Here is a 15,178-nt window from a genome sequence, read left to right on the forward strand (position 1 = left end):
TCAGGCCTCACCGATATTGATGATGATGTTGCCGTCGGCATCCGATCGCGCCCGGTCGCCGGGCTCCAGCACAGTCGTCGCGTCCATCTGTTCGAGGATCGCCGGACCTTCGATTGTTGCGTCGAGCGGCAACTTCTCTCTGCTGTAGACCGGCGTGTCGTACCAGCGCCCGCCATACCAGACCGGCCGGATCTCGCGCCGCGCCTCGTCAAGCGTTTTGGCGCGCCCAGCCGGGTCGATGAGCCGCGACAGGTCAATCGCCGGCCGCATGCCGGTCACCGAGGTGTTGAGGTTGACCAGATTGGCGCGGATTTCCGGCAGCTGGACCTTGAAGCGGGCGAAATAGGCCTTCTCGAACAGTTGCTGCAGGACCTCGCGTGTCACCGCAGACGACGGCAGCGGCACGTTGATGATATGCGTCTGGCCGACAAACTGCATGTCGGCGGAATGCGTGACGCGGATCATTTCCGGCTTCACCGCTTCCTTGCCGATCAGCTCTTCGCCTTCGTTTCGGTGCCGTTCCAATGTCTCGTGGAGTTGGGTTTCATCGAGACTGGCCACCGGCTGGTTGACTGTATTAACGAAATCATGGCGCAGATCGGCGACGACGCAGCCGAGCGCATTGGTAATGCCCGGCCGCGCCGGCACCAGCACCTTGGGCAGGCCGAGCTCGCGCGCCAATGCCGTCGCATGCAGCGGCCCGGCGCCGCCGAAGGCGAACAGCGCGAAATCGCGCGGGTCGTGGCCGCGTGACACCGACACCATGCGGATGGCGCCGGCCATCTTCACGTTGCCGAGCCGCAGCACCGCACCCGCCGCCTCGACGCCGGACAGGCCGGTGGCGCGGCCGATCCTGTCCTCGAATATGCTGGTGACGCGTTCGACGGTGACCGGGTTTTCCACCGCAAGCAGCTTTTTCGGCGCCAGCCGACCGAGCACCAGATTAGCGTCGGTGATGGTCGGCTCCAAGCCGCCGCGTCCGTAGCAGATCGGCCCGGGATTGGCGCCAGCGCTTTCCGGGCCGATCTGGATCAGGCCGGCCGCATCGACGCGGGCGATCGAGCCGCCGCCGGCGCCGACCGTATGCACCGCCACCATCGGCACATGGATCGGCATGGCATATTCGATCTCGATCTCGTTCGACACCGCCGGCTCGGCGTTGCGGATCAGCGCCACATCGGTCGAGGTGCCGCCCATGTCGTAGGTGACCAGGTTTTCGAAGCCGGCGCGCTTGCCGGTATAGGCGGCGGCAATGACTCCGGAGGCGGGGCCGGACATGACGGTCTTGGCCGATTCACGTGTGACAAAGCGGGCCGAGATCATGCCGCCATTGCCGTTCATGATCAGGAAGTCGCGGGCGTAGCCTTTTGACGCCAGCTCCTTGCGCAGCCTTTCGACATAGCGTTCGAGGATCGGTTGCACCGAAGCGTTGACCGAAGCGGTGACGCCGCGCTCGAATTCGCGCGCTTCCGAAAGCAGCGCATGGCCTGTCGTGACGTAGCCGTTCGGCCAAAGCTCCCCTGCGAGCTCGGCGGCGCGCCGCTCATGCGCCGGATTGGCATAGGAATGCAGGAAATGGATGACGAGGGATTCGCAGCCGGCGACGATCAGTTGTGAAATCGCTGCCCGCATCTCGGCCTCGTCGAGCGCGATGCGCACCGCGCCCGAGGCTTCGACCCGCTCCGAAACTTCGAGCCTCAGATTGCGCGGAATGATCGGCACGAAAGTGCCTGTCATGCCATAGGCTTGCGGCCGTGTCCGCCGGCCCAGCTCGATCACGTCGCGAAAGCCCCGCGTTGTGATCATGCCGGTTTTGGCCAGCCGGCGCTCCAGCACCGCGTTGGTTGTGGTCGTCGTGCCGTGCACGATAAGGTCGATGCCGTCGATCGGAAAGCCGGTGGCACCAAGCGCTGCAACGACGCCGAAGGCCTGGTTGTCGACCGTGGTCGGGGTCTTGGCGATATGCACCCGGCCACCGTCGCGGCCGTCGATCAGAAGCAGGTCGGTAAAGGTGCCGCCGACATCGATACCGGCGACGACACTGCCCGCCGAATCCAGAGCTTGCGCCGAAAAATTCTGTTCCATTGTCGAAACCCGAAATGCCCGAACTGCTTACATGCCTCAGTTTGGAAAGCTGTTTTACGGCGGCGTCTTGACGCAAATATCGTTTGTATACTAATAAATTCCGGACACAAGAGCTTACCGCTTCGGAGTGTGCAAACGGCACGCTGGAACCTGACCGGTTCGGGCGCGCAGGTGAAGATTTGGCGCGGGCGCTGAGCTGGCCCAGAAGGTTAGGTTTGATGAACACCACATCCGCGTTCAACACTGCCGGCGCCCGGCCGTTGCAGTTCCCGATACCGGCCAATGTCTATGCCGAAACCGTGGTCTCGGTGAAGCACTATACCGACCGGCTGTTTTCGTTCCGCATCACCCGGCCGCAATCACTGCGCTTCCGCTCCGGCGAGTTCGTCATGATCGGCCTGCCAAATGCCGAGAAGCCGGTGTTCCGCGCCTATTCGATCGCCAGCCCTGCCTGGGACGACGAACTCGAATTTTTCTCGATCAAGGTGCCGGACGGCCCGCTCACTTCGGAGTTGCAGAAGATTGAGGTCGGCGACACCGTCATTATGCGGCAGAAGTCGACCGGCACGCTGGTGGTCGACGCGCTGACGCCGGCCAAGCGCCTGTTCATGATCTCGACCGGTACCGGCATTGCGCCCTTCGCCAGCCTGCTGCGCGATCCCGATACCTATGAGAAGTTCAAGCAGGTTATCCTGACCCATACCTGCCGCGACAATGCCGAGCTTACCTACGGCCAGGAGTTGGTGGCCGCGCTGGAGAACGACCCGCTGATCGGCGAGCTGACTGGTGGCCGCGTCACGCTCTACAATTCAACGACGCGTGAGACCTCCGAGCGAATGGGCCGCATTACCGCGCTGATCGGCTCGGGCAAATTCTACACCGATCTCGGCATCGACAAGCTCAATCCCGAGACCGACCGCATCATGATCTGCGGCTCGATGCATATGCTGAAGGACGTCAAGGAGCTGGCTGAAAGCCTCGGTTTTCAGGAAGGTTCACTGCATCATCCGGCAAGCTTCGTCGTCGAGCGCGCCTTCGTCGGCTAATGCCGCGATGCTTCAATGCCCGATTTCCTAGATTGTGATTTTGACCATATGGTCAAAATCAGCTGTCTTTGCAGCCTTTTTCAGCTATGACCGCTTGAAGGACTCGTGAAGCGCTGCTTCACGGTCTATCATCGGCATAAGTCGCTGAACAAGGGGCAGGAGATGAGCAGCACAATCCGCGAAACCGATCTCGGCACGTCCAAGATCACGCCGCTGCCGGCGCGCACCGCGGCCAATGCGTCGATGCCGCAAGTCCATGGCATTGCTCGCAATCCCGGCATGAGGCTCGATCTCGGCTTCATGGAATCGATGCGCAGCGTCAACCGTTCGGCGCTGGAACGCCGCGTCGCCAGCCTGACCAAACGACGCTCGATCAAGGCCGATAACCAGGCCGCCTGGCTGCTGCGCGCCGTCGCCTGCATGGACCTGACGACGCTGAACTCGAACGACACGGAAGAGCGCGTGCGCCGGCTCTGTGCCAAGGCAGTCAACCCGTTCCGCCGCGACATTGCCGAGGGGCTCGGCATTGCCGGTGAAAAGATCCGTCCGGCGGCGGTCTGCGTCTATCATCCCTTCGTCGCCACTGCCGTCGAGGCGCTGCGCGGCAGCGGCGTCCATGTCGCCGCCGTTTCCACGGCATTCCCGCATGGCCTTGCACCGCTTTCGACACGTCTGCAGGAGATCGAAGCATCGGTCCGGGACGGCGCTGACGAGATCGACGTCGTCATCCCGCGCGGCCTGGTATTCGGGGCGAAATGGCAGGAGCTCTATAACGAGATCGTCTCGATGCGCGCCGCTTGCGGCGAGGCGCATCTGAAGGTGATCCTCGGCACCGGCGACCTCGCCACGCTGCGCAACGTCATGCTCGCCTCGATGGTGGCAATGATGGCGGGTGCGGATTTCATCAAGACCTCGACCGGCAAGGAAAGCGTCAACGCGACGCTGCCAGTCGGCCTTGCCATGGTGCGCGCCATCCGCACCTATTTCGACGAAACCGGCTATCTCATCGGCTTCAAGCCGGCCGGCGGCATTTCCACGGCAAAAGCCTCGCTCGATTGGCTGGTGCTGATGAAGGAAGAGCTGGGCCGGCCGTGGCTGGAGCCGGAGCTGTTCCGCTTCGGAGCATCGAGCCTTTTGACCGACATCGAGCGCCAGCTCGAGCATCATCTGACCGGCCACTACTCGGCCAATCATCGCCACGCGATGGCGTGATTCGGAGCGCTTCATGAACATTCTCGAACGCTATCACGCCATGGATTACGGCCCGGCGCCGGAAGCCCGCAACGAGGCCGATGCCTGGCTGGCGACCCGTGATTTCTCGAAAGCGTTGTTCATCGGCGGCGACTGGAAAGCAGCTGCAAATGGCAAGACCTTCGACACCAGCGATCCCGCCTCCGGCAAATTGCTGGCCAAGGTGTCGGACGCTGGTGCCACCGATATCGACGCGGCGGTTTCGGCCGCCACAAAAGCGCTGCCGAAATGGAGCGCCAGCACCGGCTACAGCCGAGCCAAAGTGCTCTATGCCATCGGCCGCGCCATGCAGCGTCACCAGCGGCTGTTCGCAGTGCTGGAATCGATCGACAACGGCAAGCCGATCCGCGAAAGCCGCGACATTGATGTGCCGCTGGCGATCCGCCATTTCATCCATCATGCCGGCTGGGCGCAGGCGCTGGACAGGGATTTTCCAGGCCAGAAGGGCGTCGGCGTCGTCGGCCAGATCATCCCGTGGAACTTCCCGCTCTTGATGCTGGCCTGGAAGATCGCGCCGGCGCTCGCCGCGGGGTGCACCGTGGTGCTGAAGCCCGCGGAATTCACGCCGCTCACCGCCATCCTCTTTGCCGAGGTCTGTGAACGCGCCGGCGTGCCGAAGGGCGTCGTCAACATCGTCCAGGGCGGGCCGGAGGCGGGCGCGGCCATCGTCAATCATCCCGGCGTCCAGAAGATTGCCTTCACCGGTTCGTCCGAGGTCGGCAAGATCATCCGCAAGGCCACTGCCGGCTCGGGCAAGAAACTGTCGCTGGAGCTTGGCGGCAAGTCGGCCTTTGTCGTTTTCGAGGATGCCGATCTCGACAGCGCCGTCGAAGGTCTCGTCGACGGCATCTGGTTCAACCAGGGCCAGGTGTGCTGTGCCGGCTCGCGCCTTCTGGTGCAGGAAGGCATCGCCGACGCCTTCATCGCCAAGGTCAAGACGCGGATGAGCCGGCTGCGCGTCGGCAGCCCGCTCGACAAGAACACCGATATCGGCCCGCTGGTCGATTTGACCCAGCTCGATCGCGTCAAGGGCCTGATCGCCGAAGGCGCCAAACAGGGCGCGGTCTGCTGGCAGCCCGACTCGGCGCTGCCCGCCTCGGGCTATTACCATCTGCCAACGCTGGCGACAGGTGTTTCGCCGGCTAACATTCTGGCACAGGAAGAGGTGTTCGGGCCGGTGCTCGCCACCATGACCTTCCGCAACACCGAGGAAGCGATCGACCTCGCCAACAACACACGCTATGGCCTGGCCGCTTCGGTGTGGAGCGAGAACATCAATCTTGCCCTGCACGTCGCGCCGCAACTGAAGGCCGGCGTCGTCTGGGTCAATGGCACCAATATGTTCGACGCTGCCTGCGGCTTCGGCGGCTATCGCGAGAGCGGCTTTGGCCGCGAAGGCGGGCGCGAGGGCATGTTCGAATATCTCACGGCAAAGCTGCCCCTCGGCCCGGGCATCAAACCGGTTGTGGCCACCGCTCAGCCCATCGAGCGCCCGGAGGGCGATGCCATCGACCGCACGGCAAAGCTGTTCATCGGCGGCAAGCAGGTCCGGCCGGACGGCAATTATTCCCTTGCCGTCGCCACCGCCAAGGGCAAGCTTGCCGGCGAGGTCGGTCTCGGCAACCGCAAGGATATCCGTGACGCCGTCGCGGCCGCGCGTGCATGCAAGGCCTGGCCGGAGGCGACCGCCTACAACCGCAGCCAGGTGCTCTACTACCTGGCCGAAAACCTTTCCGGCCGCGCCGACGAGTTTGCCGCCCGTTTGATCCAGCTCACCGGCGCGACCGCCAAGGCGGCGCGCGAAGAGGTCGAGCTGTCGATCGAGCGCCTGTTCCTCTATGCCGGCTTGGCCGACAAATTCGAGGGCCGCGTCCATCAGCCGCCGGCCCGCGCCGTCACGCTGGCGCTGCATGAACCGGTCGGCGTCGTCGGAATCGTCGCGCCGGACAATGCGCCTTTGCTCGGCCTGATCTCGCTGGTTGCGCCGGCGCTCGCCATGGGCAACACCGTGGTCGCGGTACCATCCGAAAGATACCCGCTGCTTGCCACCGACCTCTACCAGGTCATCGAATATTCCGACGTTCCGGCCGGCGCCATCAATATCGTCACCGGCCGCAGCGCCGAACTCGCCGGCGTCCTGGCCAAGCATGACGATGTCGACGGGCTCTGGGTGTTCGCCGATGCCGAGACTTGCGCCAAGGCCGAGGCTGAGTCCATCGGCAATCTCAAACGCGTCTGGACCGGCAACGGCCACAGCCTCGACTGGGCGTCGAACGAAGCCGCCGGCGATACCCTGCTGCGCCGTGCGATCGAGGTCAAGAACGTCTGGGTGCCCTACGGCGACTGAGTGTCCCGGAGGGACGTCCGGGCTTGACGGGCCAAAAGATGTTCTTTACCGAGAAAAAACATTTGGCTGGCAGGCGAATATCGAAACAGGCGGGATGGTAGTGCCCGCCTGGCACATTGCGCCCCTGCCTTGTGCCGGTAAAAAGCCGAACGATCACAGACGGGCGAGGAGAAAAGCATGGCGGATCTGACAGGCAAAATCATTGTCGTCACGGCGGCGGCGCAAGGCATCGGCCGGGCAAGTGCGCTGGCTTTCGCCAAGGCAGGCGCCGTCATCCATGCCACCGACATCAACGAGGTGGTGCTCGCCGACCTCGGCAAGACGCCCGGTATCAAGACCCGCAAGCTGGATGTGCTGAACGACGAGGCGGTGAACGCCGCTTTTGCCGAGATCGGCGCCGTCGACGTGCTGTTCAACTGCGCCGGCTTCGTGCATTCCGGCTCGATCCTCGAGATGAAGGACGGCGATCTCGACTTTGCCTATGACCTCAATGTCCGCTCGATGATCCGCACCATCCGCGCCGTGCTGCCCGGCATGCTGGAGCGCGGCGACGGCTCGATCATCAACATGGCATCGCTGGCCAGTTCGACCAAGGGTGTGCCGAACCGCTTCGTCTATGGCCTGACCAAGGCAGCCGTCATCGGCCTGACCAAGTCGGTCGCCGCCGACTATGTCGGCAAGGGCGTACGCTGCAATGCGATCTGCCCGGGTACGGTCGAAAGCCCGTCCCTCCAGGACCGCATGCATGCGCAGGGCGACTACGACGCAGCCCGCGCCGCCTTCATCGCCCGCCAGCCGATGGGCCGCCTCGGCACGCCCGAGGAAATCGCCGACCTCGCCGTCTATCTCGCCGGTGCCACCTATACGTCGGGGCAGGCTTATAATATCGACGGTGGCTGGTCGATCTAAGAGGCCATTTGAAAAACCCTACTCCGCCGGGCGCCTGACGCGGCTTTCTGCGCTTCCGGTGCCCACGTACTTTAAGTACGCTCCGCTCCGGTTCTCGAAACCCACGCCATTCGCCGCAGCGGAGCGAGTTTGCAAACGGCCTCTGGTCGCAACTGGGAGAAAACTGCATGAAACTGCTGCGCTATGGCGAGGCGGGGAGCGAACGCCCCGGCCTGCTCGATGCCGATGGAACGATCCGCGACCTCTCCGCCCATGTCACCGACATTGCCGGCAAGACGCTTGATCCGGCATCGCTTGAGACATTGTCGAAGCTCGATCCGAAATCGCTGCCGGCGGTTTCCGGCAAGCCGCGGATCGGCGCCTGCGTCGCCGGTACCGGCAAATTCATCTGCATCGGCCTCAACTATTCCGACCACGCCGCCGAAACCGGCGCAACCGTGCCGCCGGAGCCGATCATCTTCATGAAGGCAAGCTCGGCCATTGTCGGGCCGAACGACGACGTGCTGATCCCGCGCGGCTCAGTCAAGACCGACTGGGAAGTTGAGCTCGGCGTGGTCATCGGCAAGACCGCAAAATATGTCACCGAGGCCGAGGCGCTGGACTATGTCGCCGGTTACTGCGTCGCGCATGACGTCTCCGAGCGCGCCTTCCAGGCCGAGCGCCAGGGCCAGTGGACCAAGGGCAAGAGCTGCGACACGTTCGGGCCGATCGGTCCGTGGCTGGTAACCAAGGACGAGGTCAAGGACCCGCAGAACATCCCGATGTGGCTGACGGTCAACGGCAAGACGATGCAGAACGGCTCGACCAAGACCATGGTCTTCGGCGTCGCTTATCTCGTCTCCTATCTCAGCCAGTTCATGTCGCTGCACCCGGGCGACATCATCTCGACCGGCACGCCGCCCGGCGTCGGCCTCGGCATGAAGCCGCCGGTGTTCCTGAAGCCCGGCGATGTGGTCGAGCTCGGTATCGAAGGGCTAGGCATACAGAAGCAGACGTTCAAGGCGGATTTGTAGGCGGCGCTTTGCCTTCTCCCCTTGTGGGAGAAGGTGGATCGGCGCCTGCGCTACTTCAGCACCTTGCCATCGGCTCCAAACCGGTATGTCTTCGCCGGATCCGGCGTCGCGTAGAGCGTGGCTCCCGGTTCGGCGTTGTAGACGCCGAAAATACGCACGGTGATCAGGCCGGCCTTTTCGCAGTCGAGATAGAGGTTGGTGTCGGCGCCGAGATGCTCGGCATGGACGACCGTGCCTTTCCAGGCGCCGGATTTGGGATCGACAGTCAAATGTTCGGGACGGACGCCGATGGTCTTTGCCGTTTCGCCAAGCCTGGCACCGTCGACGAAATTCATCTTCGGTGAGCCGATGAAGCCGGCGACGAATTCATTTGCCGGCGAATTGTAAAGCTCCATCGGTCCGCCGATCTGCTCGATTTTGCCTGCATTCAGCACAACGATCTTGTCGGCCAGCGTCATCGCCTCGACCTGGTCGTGGGTGACATAGATCATCGTCGCCTTCAGCCGGCGGTGCAATTGCGCGATCTCCAGCCTGGTGTTGACGCGCAGTGCAGCATCGAGGTTCGACAACGGCTCGTCGAACAGAAAAAGCTTGGGCTCACGCACCACGGCGCGGCCGATGGCGACACGCTGGCGCTGGCCGCCGGACAATTCAGCCGGGCGCCTTTCGAGATAGGGCTCCAGTGACAGCATCGATGAGGCGATGCCGATGCGGCGGTCGATCTCGGCCGCCGGCGTGCCTGCCTGCTTGAGGCCGAGGCCCATATTGTTCTTCACCGTCAGATGCGGGTAGAGCGCATAGGTCTGGAACACCATGGCGATGCCGCGCTTGGCCGGCGGCGTTGCGGAGACGTCCGCACCGTCGATTACCACGCGGCCTGAGGTCGAGTCCTCCAGCCCGGCAATAACCCTGAGCAGCGTCGACTTCCCGCAGCCGGATGGACCGACGAAGACGACGAACTCGCCATCCGTCACTTCGAGGTTGATGCCCTTCAGCACCTCGACCGGCCCGAAGGCCTTTTTCACGTTCTCGATGTTCAGCGAGCCCACGGCGTCGTCCCTGTTCTAGAGTTTCACGGCGAGGCCGCTGCGCACGCTCTCGTCGGCGGCAAGGCAGACGGCGAGCGACTTCACCGCGTCGTCCATGTGTCGGGTCAAGTCCAGATCCTCGCGGATCGCCTTCAGCACAAACGCCTGTTCCAGGTCGCAAAGGTCCTGATGGCCGGGCTCGCCTTGCATCGACAGCATCTCATCCGGTTTGGCGAATTTGCCGTCCACTCCGGTTGCCGCACTGTGCAGGCGGATGGTCGAGGTCTTGGTGTGGGTATCGATGTCGTCGGACCTGACGCCCTCTTTCATGACGATCGACACGCAGCCATTGGGCGAGATCACGTCTTTCACGAAGAAAGCCGTCTCCGAAATCATCGGCCCCCAGCCGGCCTCGTACCATCCGACCGAACCGTCGTCGAACAGCACCTGCAGGTGCCCGTAATTGTACATCGACGGCGCAATCTCGTCGCTCAGCCGCAGTCCCATGCCGCGCACCTCGACCGGCCTGGCGTCGGTGATCTGCAGCATCACGTCGAGATAATGCACGCCGCAATCGACGATCGGCGACGTCGTCTGCATCAGCTGCTTGTGCGTCTCCCAGGTGTGGCCGGAGGATTGCTGGTTGAGGTTCATGCGGAACACGTAAGGGCCGCCGAGCTTCCGCGCCTCGGCGATCAGCCTGATCCAGGACGGGTGGTGGCGCAGGATATAGCCGATCACCAGTTTCTTGCCGTTGGCCTTGGCTGCTGCGACGACGTGTTCTGCATCGGCAACCGTCGTTGCCAGCGGCTTTTCGAGGAAGACATGGCAGCCGGCCTCGAATGCCTTGACGGCATAGTCGGCATGGCTGTCGGAATAGGTGGCGATGCACGCGACGTCGGGCCGTTCGTCGCGCAGCGCCTCGTCGAAGGAGCGCCGGATGCCGTAGGTCGAAAGCCCTTCCGGCAGCGGCACATCGGAGCGGTTGACCAGCGCGGCGATCTCGAAGCCTGGATTGGTGTGATAGGCCAGCGCATGGCTGCGGCCCATATTGCCGAGACCGGCGACGACAACGCGAAGAGGTTGGTGCGAACTCACTTGACCGCTCCCGAAGTAATGCCGCGGATCAGCTGCCGCGAAAAAATGACGTAGAGGATCAGCACCGGCATGATCGCCAGCGAAAGTGCCGCCAGAATGGCGTTCCAGTTGGTGACGAACTGGCCGAGGAACAGTTGCGCGCCGAGCGTCACTGTCTTGGTCTCCTCCGACGGCGCCAGGATCAACGGGAACCATAGATCGTTCCAGATCGGGATCATGGTGAAGACCGCCACCGTCGCCATCGATGGGCGCACAAGCGGCAGCACCAGCCGGAAGAAGATGGTGTACTCGGACAGGCCGTCGATGCGGCCCGCATTCTTCAGGTCATCGGAGACCTGCTTCATGAATTCCGACAGGATGAAGACGGCGAGCGGCAGGCCCTGCGCCGTGTAGACCAGGATCAGCGCCGTCAGCGTGTTGACCAGCCCGCTCGCCACCATCAACTGCAGGATGGCGACGGTGCCGAGGCGGATCGGAATCATGATGCCGAGCGCCAGATAAAGCCCCGTCAGCGAATTGCCGCGAAAGCGGTATTCGGACAGCGCGAAAGCCGCCATGGCGCCGAACAGAAGCACGAATAACAGCGAGGCGACGGTGACGACAAGGCTGTTCTGGAAATAGTGGATGAAGTCGCCCTGACCGATCACCGTGGTGTAGCCGATCAGGTCGAAGGTCCCTGGCGTCGGCGGCGTCAGCGGCGCGCCGAAGATACCGGCACGTGATTTGAACGAATTCATGATGACGAGGATGACCGGAAACAGCGCGATCGCCGTGTAGGTCAGAAGGATCGCATGCGCGCCGATGGTGCGGTGCAGCGAACGGGTTGCGGTGCTCATGATCGCGCTCCCCTAAAACTGGTAGCGACGCAAGCGCGTCTGCACGAGGAACAGATAGACGCAGACGCCGCCGAGGATGATCAGGAACATCATCGTGGCGATCGCAGCGCCCATATTGGGGTCGCCAACCTGCAGCTGGAAGCCGAAGAAGGCGCGGTAGAGGAAGGTGCCGAGAATATCCGTTGAATAGTTCGGCCCGGCCAACGCGCCTTGCGCGGTGTAGATCAGGTCGAAAGCGTTGAAATTGCCGACGAAGGTCAGGATCGAGATGATGCCGATCGACGGCAGGATCAGCGGCAGCTTGATCTTCCAGAACTGCGCCATCCCGGTGATCCCATCGCATTCGGCGGCCTCGATCACCTCTTCAGGGATGGACAGCAGTGCCGCGTAGATCAGCATCATCGGGATGCCGACGAACTGCCACACCGAGATCAGGCTGAGCGCGGTCAGCGCATATTGCGCCTTGCCGAGCCAGGGCGTGAACAGGCTTTTCAGGCCGACAAGGTCCATCATATGCGGCGCCACGCCCCATAGCGGCGACAGGATCAGCTTCCAGGCGAACCCGACGATGACGAAGGACAGGATCGTCGGCACGAAGATCGCCGTGCGGTAGAAGGCGGAAAACCGCAGCCTGGGGCTGGACAAAAGTGCTGCCAAAAGGACGCCGATCGGGTTCTGCACCAGCATGTGGATTATGAAGAACCAGACATTGTTCCGCAGCGCGTTCCAGAAATTGACTGACCAGTTGGGATCACCGAACAGCATGCGGAAGTTTTCCAGTCCGACGAACACCTGCGACTGGTTGATGTTGCGGAACAAGGAAAGCTGCAGCGTGCCGGCCAGCGGCAGGATCATGATCGCCGTATAGACCAGCAACGCCGGCGCCAGGAAAACGCCGATATGCCAGCGGAACGGTCTTTTCGGTGCTGCGGCCATGCGTTCAGTCCCCGCCGATCAGGTCTTGCGATTGCCGTCAAAGGGCACGGCGCCTCCCTCGCCCTCGAGGGGAGGGGTGCCTCGCGAAGCGAGGCGGGTGGGGTCGGCAGAGGCAGCGCGCCATCGTCGTTCGACCGCGCCTTTCAGCAACGATCAAGCCGCGGCCTGCCTCGACCGACCCCCTCTGTCGCCTTCGGCGACATCTCCCCCTCGAGGGGAGACAACGCTTCGCCGCGCTCTTACTTCGCCGGCTTGTACCAGCTGTCGAGGCCGTCCTGCAGCTTCTTGGCGGCAGCCTCCGGCGTGTCGGTGCCGTTGATGACGTTGGCCGATTCAACCCACGTCTCGTTCTCGAGGTTCGGCGTGCCGCGCGACAGGATCTGGTAGGTCGAGCGGATCGTCGACTTGCACTTGCCACGCCAGGAGACGAATTCCTGGGCCAGCGGGTCTTCCATCTTCACCGGGGTGTTGTTCAGGCTGAAGAAGCCCGGCAGCGCGTTGGCGTAGATGGTGGCGAAGTCCGGCGAGGCCACCCAGGACAGGAAGGTCTTGGCCGCATCCGCGTTCTTCGAGGCCGCATTGAGGCCCATGCCGATGTCGGTGTGGTCGGAGATGTAGCAGGTGTCGCCGGCCTTCTGTACCGGCGGCGGGAACGCGCCCATCTTGAACTGCGCCTGCGTGTTGAACAGGCCGATTTCCCACGAACCGGCCGGGTAGATGGCGGCGCGGCCGAGCGTGAACAGGTTCTGGCTGTCCGGATAGGTCTGCGCCTCGAAGCCGTCGCCGAGATAGTCCTTCCACTTGGCCAATTCCTTGTAGGGCTCGACCCACTGCGGGTCGGTCAGCTTCTGCTCGCCCTTGATCAGCGCCAGGCGGCCTTCCTCGCCCTTCCAGTAGTTCGGGCCGATGTTCTGGTAGCCCATGGTCGCCGCTTCCCAGAGGTCCTTGGTGCCCATCGCCATCGGGATGTAGGTGCCGTCGGCCTTGATCTTGTCCAGCGCGGCGTAGAACTCCTCATTGGTCGTCGGCACCTTGATGCCGAGCTTGTCGAAGGCGTCCTTGTTGTAGATGAAGCCGTGGATGACCGAGGCCATCGGCACGCAGAAGCTCGACTTGCCGTCGTCGGTCTGCCAGGCGGCCTTGGCAACATCGGAGAAGTTCTCCATGCCGGGCAGCGTCGAGATATCGGCGAGGTTGCCCTTCTTGAAAAGCTCCAGCGACTTGTCGAACGGGCGGCAGGTGATCAGGTCGCCGGCCGAGCCGGCGGCGAGTTTGGCGCCGAGGGCGGCGTCATATTCGGTCGGCGCCGACGGCGCGAACACCACCTTGATGCCCGGGTTCTTGGCTTCGAAGGCCGGAATCAACTTGTCCTTCCAGATGGCAAGGTCATCGCCGCGCCAGCTTTCGATGTTGAGCGTTACGTCGTCGGCATAAGCCACCCCGGCGGAGCCGAGAATGCTGGTGCCGAGAAGAAGTGCCGTCAGTAGCTTCGTTGTCATGCTCAGTCTCCCTGTTGACCTTTTTCAGGTTCGGTTTTGATGAGAACAGAGGCATTGCGCCCCTTGCTCCCCTCGATCGCGGAAAGGGCTGGCCGCAGCTTGTGGCCAGTCCCTTCCAGTATCTTCTCGGCCGCATCGGCGCTGGCGGCGCCGGCGGCGAGCAGAATGGCAGTCTTGACGACGCCGCCGCTCCTTTCGAGCAGGCGCGCCGCCTCGTCCTTGTCGCGTCCGCTTACGGCGGCAACGATACGTGCCGCGCGGTCGCGCAGCTTGATGTTGTCGGCCATGAGGTTGACCATGTAGCCGTCATGGACATGGCCGAGATGGATGGCGGCCAGCGTCGACAGCATGTTGAGCGCGATCTTCTGGGCGGTGCCTGCGCCCATGCGCGTCGAGCCGGCGATCAGCTCCGGCGGCGTTTCGAGCAGGATGGCGATGTCGGCCAGCCGCAGCAGCGGCGCATCCCGGTTGTTGGCGATGGCAATGGTCGCCGCACCGCGGCGCCTGGCGTCCTCGATCGCCCTGACTGCATAAGGTGTCGAGCCGCTGGCCGAGACGGCGATCAGGCAGTCGCCCTTGCCGATGCGGGCGGCGGCAACCGCTGCCGAAGCTTCCTCGGTGTCGTCCTCCGGCCCGCCGGCCAGTGTCTTGAAGGCCTCTTCGCCGCCGGCGATCAGGATGGCGATGCGGTCGCGCTGGATGCCGAAAGTGCCCGGCAGCTCCAGCGCATCGGCCAGTGCCATCAGGCCCGAGCTGCCGGCAGCCGCATAGGCGAGCTTGCCGCCGCTTTTCAGTCTGCTTGCGATGATTTCGGCTGCCGCGGCAATGGCAGGAATGGCGCCGTGCACAGCCTTGGCGGCCTCGATCTGTGCGTTGGCCAAAGAGGAAAGGACGGCGTCCGGGGCCTGGATATCCAGTCCCTCGGCATTCTGGTGAAGCGCTTCGGTGCGCATTTCGGCCATCCGCTTTCCTCCAATCGAGAAAACCATACCAAAAAAATACCACTTGTCCACACGCATTAATGAAATCCCTGCGCCGGGATAGGCTTGCGGACGAAATCGACTGATTTTCCAACAAACTACGCCTTACTTTTTTGAAACAGAAATTAATCCTTGGCTATTGGTATTTTA

12 protein-coding genes are annotated in these 15,178 nt (G+C 63.1%); 5 read left to right on the top strand and 7 right to left on the bottom strand.

Annotated features, from left to right (window positions below):
- Positions 1–2,085 carry a hydantoinase/oxoprolinase family protein gene (locus tag RQ479_RS21035; RefSeq protein ID WP_376702475.1) on the bottom strand — a complete coding sequence of 695 codons (2,085 nt, stop codon included), beginning with the start codon at positions 2,083–2,085 and terminating at the stop codon, positions 1–3.
- 218 nt (positions 2,086–2,303) lie between these two features.
- Between RQ479_RS21035 and RQ479_RS21040 the strand changes: the two genes are divergently transcribed.
- The 5 genes from RQ479_RS21040 (at position 2,304) to RQ479_RS21060 (ending at position 8,651) form a co-directional block, all read left to right on the top strand.
- The gene (locus tag RQ479_RS21040; RefSeq protein ID WP_376702476.1) at positions 2,304–3,131 is read left to right on the top strand and encodes a ferredoxin--NADP reductase; all 828 of its coding nucleotides are present in this window, start codon (positions 2,304–2,306) and stop codon (positions 3,129–3,131) included.
- A gap of 162 nt (positions 3,132–3,293) precedes the next feature.
- Positions 3,294–4,343, top strand: coding sequence for a deoxyribose-phosphate aldolase (gene deoC, locus RQ479_RS21045; protein WP_376702477.1), 1,050 nt, complete (start codon positions 3,294–3,296; stop codon positions 4,341–4,343).
- A 13-nt stretch (positions 4,344–4,356) separates the two neighbouring features.
- On the top strand, positions 4,357–6,729 hold the full coding sequence (locus tag RQ479_RS21050) for an aldehyde dehydrogenase family protein (RefSeq protein WP_376702478.1): 2,373 nt from the start codon (positions 4,357–4,359) through the stop codon (positions 6,727–6,729).
- A gap of 177 nt (positions 6,730–6,906) precedes the next feature.
- Positions 6,907–7,638: an SDR family oxidoreductase gene (locus RQ479_RS21055; RefSeq protein ID WP_376702479.1), complete on the top strand. Its 732-nt coding sequence runs from the start codon at positions 6,907–6,909 to the stop codon at positions 7,636–7,638.
- A gap of 167 nt (positions 7,639–7,805) precedes the next feature.
- Complete coding sequence (locus tag RQ479_RS21060) at positions 7,806–8,651, top strand: fumarylacetoacetate hydrolase family protein (protein ID WP_376702480.1); 846 nt, start codon at positions 7,806–7,808, stop codon at positions 8,649–8,651.
- A 50-nt stretch (positions 8,652–8,701) separates the two neighbouring features.
- Here RQ479_RS21060 and RQ479_RS21065 read toward each other — a convergent pair whose 3' ends face one another.
- The 6 genes from RQ479_RS21065 to RQ479_RS21090 all read right to left on the bottom strand — a co-directional run bounded on the left by RQ479_RS21065 (position 8,702) and on the right by RQ479_RS21090 (position 15,010).
- The gene (locus tag RQ479_RS21065; protein ID WP_352749536.1) at positions 8,702–9,700 is read right to left on the bottom strand and encodes an ABC transporter ATP-binding protein; all 999 of its coding nucleotides are present in this window, start codon (positions 9,698–9,700) and stop codon (positions 8,702–8,704) included.
- Between the two features lie 15 nt (positions 9,701–9,715).
- Entirely contained in the window at positions 9,716–10,777 is a 1,062-nt protein-coding gene (locus RQ479_RS21070; protein WP_376702481.1) for a Gfo/Idh/MocA family protein, read from the bottom strand.
- Positions 10,774–11,613 carry a carbohydrate ABC transporter permease gene (locus RQ479_RS21075; RefSeq protein ID WP_376702482.1) on the bottom strand — a complete coding sequence of 280 codons (840 nt, stop codon included), beginning with the start codon at positions 11,611–11,613 and terminating at the stop codon, positions 10,774–10,776. Before RQ479_RS21075 ends, RQ479_RS21070 begins: the two co-directional genes overlap by 4 nt.
- Positions 11,614–11,625: 12 nt before the next feature.
- On the bottom strand, positions 11,626–12,549 hold the full coding sequence (locus RQ479_RS21080) for a carbohydrate ABC transporter permease (protein WP_023718922.1): 924 nt from the start codon (positions 12,547–12,549) through the stop codon (positions 11,626–11,628).
- 239 nt (positions 12,550–12,788) lie between these two features.
- Positions 12,789–14,048 (bottom strand): ABC transporter substrate-binding protein, encoded by a 1,260-nt coding sequence (locus tag RQ479_RS21085; RefSeq protein WP_352716177.1) that lies wholly within the window; start codon positions 14,046–14,048, stop codon positions 12,789–12,791.
- A gap of 2 nt (positions 14,049–14,050) precedes the next feature.
- Positions 14,051–15,010 (bottom strand): N-acetylmuramic acid 6-phosphate etherase, encoded by a 960-nt coding sequence (locus RQ479_RS21090; protein ID WP_376702483.1) that lies wholly within the window; start codon positions 15,008–15,010, stop codon positions 14,051–14,053.
- Positions 15,011–15,178 lie beyond the last annotated feature (168 nt).

The organism is Mesorhizobium sp. ISC25, from assembly GCF_042295465.1.
Lineage (GTDB): Bacteria > Pseudomonadota > Alphaproteobacteria > Rhizobiales > Rhizobiaceae > Mesorhizobium.

Coding starts and splice junctions, on each gene's coding strand:
- RQ479_RS21035 (WP_376702475.1), bottom strand. CDS start 2,085: ATGGAACAGAATTTTTCGGCGCAAGCTCTGGATTCGGCGGGCAGTGTC.
- RQ479_RS21040 (WP_376702476.1), top strand. CDS start 2,304: ATGAACACCACATCCGCGTTCAACACTGCCGGCGCCCGGCCGTTGCAG.
- deoC (WP_376702477.1), top strand. CDS start 3,294: ATGAGCAGCACAATCCGCGAAACCGATCTCGGCACGTCCAAGATCACG.
- RQ479_RS21050 (WP_376702478.1), top strand. CDS start 4,357: ATGAACATTCTCGAACGCTATCACGCCATGGATTACGGCCCGGCGCCG.
- RQ479_RS21055 (WP_376702479.1), top strand. CDS start 6,907: ATGGCGGATCTGACAGGCAAAATCATTGTCGTCACGGCGGCGGCGCAA.
- RQ479_RS21060 (WP_376702480.1), top strand. CDS start 7,806: ATGAAACTGCTGCGCTATGGCGAGGCGGGGAGCGAACGCCCCGGCCTG.
- RQ479_RS21075 (WP_376702482.1), bottom strand. CDS start 11,613: ATGAGCACCGCAACCCGTTCGCTGCACCGCACCATCGGCGCGCATGCG.
- RQ479_RS21080 (WP_023718922.1), bottom strand. CDS start 12,549: ATGGCCGCAGCACCGAAAAGACCGTTCCGCTGGCATATCGGCGTTTTC.
- RQ479_RS21085 (WP_352716177.1), bottom strand. CDS start 14,048: ATGACAACGAAGCTACTGACGGCACTTCTTCTCGGCACCAGCATTCTC.
- RQ479_RS21090 (WP_376702483.1), bottom strand. CDS start 15,010: ATGGCCGAAATGCGCACCGAAGCGCTTCACCAGAATGCCGAGGGACTG.